Origin of the sequence: Photorhabdus sp. S10-54 (genome assembly GCF_963878145.1) — a bacterium.
Classification (GTDB): domain Bacteria; phylum Pseudomonadota; class Gammaproteobacteria; order Enterobacterales; family Enterobacteriaceae; genus Photorhabdus; species Photorhabdus kayaii.
The window spans coordinates 1-2515 of record NZ_CAWNXG010000112.1 but is presented as its reverse complement, the minus strand read 5'-3'; the positions used below and the strand labels follow the sequence as shown (position 1 = coordinate 2515).

Below are 2515 nucleotides of genomic sequence, written 5' to 3'. Positions count from 1 at the left end.
CGAGGAGACGTAAATAATCTTGTTCAGCGTCTTTCTCCAGTCGGGCGGGTCTTGAACCATCCAAGCCGGTGCTGGAAGCGGTTTCAGACACTGGACACGTGGCTTTGACGAGCAACCGGCGACGACCAGCGGCAACATCATTGCGAAGAACATCAATTTCAGATTTGGCATTGGTTAATTCTCGTGTGTGTTTAATGTCCAGCTCATTCAACATTGCGATGTGAGAGTTCTGATAGTTGATAGTATCTGTGAGTTGCTGGATTTCTGACTGCTGTTGCTTTGTCACATGCCGCTCTTTCTGTAATGCAGAGTGATAGTAATAAGCTGTGAGTGAGACAATAATCAGTGCAATAAGCGTGTAGTAGTGAGCGTTGAATTTCATGATAAAAACATCGTTTTCTCAGATGCTCGTCGTGCATCTAAACCCGGTAATACTCGCCCACCCGCTTTATTCCACTCCATGAACTGATTCGCCGCACCCTTATAATCACCAGCGTTGAGCTTTTTAAGTAAAGTAGAACGGACGAAAGCACTAGCGCCACAGTTGAATATGAATGAGCAAAGCGCATCAAACTGGCCCTGAGTCAGCGGCACTTTGACTGAGTTTTCCAAAGTAATGTAAACCGGGGCCAAATCATCAAGTAAGAATTGTTCGGCCTGCCGTTCTGTGATTGCATCACCTGGCTTTACTCCGTGAGTGTGACCGTAACCGATAGTCCAAACTCTTGCAGGGCAAAGGTACGCAGTTAGACTGCAACCCTCATAAATTTTGAGTTCCGCTAAACCGTGTTCACTGATTTGCATCTGATACCCCTGCTCTTTTCTCTGCTGATCTACGCAGTAATTGACCAATAAAATCTGTGCCAAGATAGCCAATCACCACACTACCGATGTAGGCCAAGTCAGGGTTCAGACCAAAAAGATTTAAAATGTCACGAATGAACCACGCGAACATGGCACACATAAAGGCATCAATTGAGACACGCAGCCATCCCCCGCCGTTATAGCGACCCCTGAGAAAAGCCATTGTCCCCGATAGTATTGCACCTATACCCTGTTCTTTGACTGATAGCAGCCATAACCATAGCTGCACCCAGATGTCTGGTTGCTTGTCCATGAGTTTCATATCCACCCCCATAAAATGGGCGTCCGTGGGGGTGAGCTATGTTCGCCCCTGTGAGTTGTTGTTAATTGGGTTAATGAACTGATCGCCACTTCTTGTTTTCACCCCTCAAATGATGGGAAAAAAACGGAAGTTGATTATAAAAAAGGCCACACCGAAATGTGACCTGGAATCAATAAAACCCAGAGCTAAATTTGGTCGATCTGAGTCGGCCTGTTTAAATATCAGGGTTCCAATAAATATTCATTAGGTTAAGTTAAGCATGCATCATCATTGATGCAAGCAGCATCAAAAACCAAGGAATATCAAATGGATAAATCAAATTCTCATATGATTGGGCAGCAACAAGAACTCGAGTTATTTCCAGTAAAAGAGGTTGAAATTGATGGCATTCAAATGGGGGTCCTTAATAATGGACTTCCATATTTAACCATGCGTGGTTTATCTAGGTTATGTGGTGTCGACTCAGGGGTAATGACTCGGTTAACCACAAATTGGCTAGAAGAAAGAAACAAACCAAGAGGTAAAAAAATAGACACAATACTACAATCCAAGGGATTGAAACTAACCCGCTTATACACAATCATTACAAATCAAGGCATAGAAACTCATGCATATCCCGATAGTGTATGCATGGCAATACTGGAATATTACGCTTTCGAGGCTTCTCAAAGTGGTCAATTTGACAATACTACCGCCATTAGAAATTACAGGGCATTGGCCGAGCACTCACTACGCAGATTTATTTTTTTAAGTGTAGGCATTGATCCTGAAAACCCACTACGTGGCGCATGGCAATGTTTTCAAGAAAGACTTCAATTAAACAGCCAAGTTCCATTTGGTTACTTTTCTATATTCAGTGAAATGGCTGACTTGACCCTCAAAATGATCAACACAGGTTTTGATTTTGGGCCTGCTTCAATTCCAGATATAAGCGTTGGTCAAGTTTGGGGCACTCATTGGGTACGAAATAATTTAGATAAAAAGTATGGCGAAAGAATAAAATCTCCACACATCTATCCCTATTGGTTTCCACAACACAGAGCTGGACCTATTGAAGCATGGGTATATCCTGATGATGCATTAGGCGAATTTCGACGCTGGATGCAACGCTCATACTTGCCAATAAAATTTCCTGCATATATAGAAAGCAAGGTTAGAGCTGGAGCTATTCCTCCTGTAAATGCAGGAAGTTTATTAACTCAAGTGAAAAAACCAGAGTTACCCAAATAAGTATTTTTTATGATTTACTCACCGCTAATAGCCACCCAATCAGCGAATAAAGCCCGGATTCAGTTCCGGGTGATCAGCGTCGTATAAGTAAAAAGGCCACGCTATGCGCAGCCTCCGTAATCAATTGAATTCGTTCCGATATGGGAATTCCCATATCGG

The 2515-nt window shown here is 42.9% G+C and carries 4 protein-coding genes and 1 pseudogene; 1 reads left to right on the top strand and 4 read right to left on the bottom strand.

All coding sequences use genetic code 11. The features are described from left to right. From rz1 to AACQ83_RS23805, 4 genes and pseudogenes are all read right to left on the bottom strand, one after another. The coding region (gene rz1, locus AACQ83_RS23820) for a lysis system o-spanin lipoprotein Rz1 (protein WP_240000915.1) at positions 1-60 on the bottom strand (60 nt) is incomplete at its 3' end. A 4-nt stretch (positions 61-64) separates the two neighbouring features. Beyond that, positions 65-382, bottom strand: a pseudogene (locus AACQ83_RS23815) (lysis protein); the annotation flags it as partial. Beyond that, positions 379-804 (bottom strand): lysozyme, encoded by a 426-nt coding sequence (locus tag AACQ83_RS23810; RefSeq protein ID WP_112878228.1) that lies wholly within the window; start codon positions 802-804, stop codon positions 379-381. The gene AACQ83_RS23810 and the pseudogene AACQ83_RS23815, both read right to left, overlap by 4 nt. Then, complete coding sequence (locus AACQ83_RS23805; protein ID WP_112886962.1) at positions 791-1126, bottom strand: phage holin, lambda family; 336 nt, start codon at positions 1124-1126, stop codon at positions 791-793. The genes AACQ83_RS23810 and AACQ83_RS23805 overlap by 14 nt, the downstream gene beginning before the upstream one ends. A 306-nt stretch (positions 1127-1432) precedes the next feature. On the opposite strand from AACQ83_RS23805, the gene AACQ83_RS23800 reads away from it, so the two are divergent. Next, positions 1433-2356, top strand: a complete 924-nt coding sequence (locus AACQ83_RS23800) for a hypothetical protein (protein ID WP_192881112.1) — start codon at positions 1433-1435, stop codon at positions 2354-2356. Positions 2357-2515: the final 159 nt, after the last annotated feature.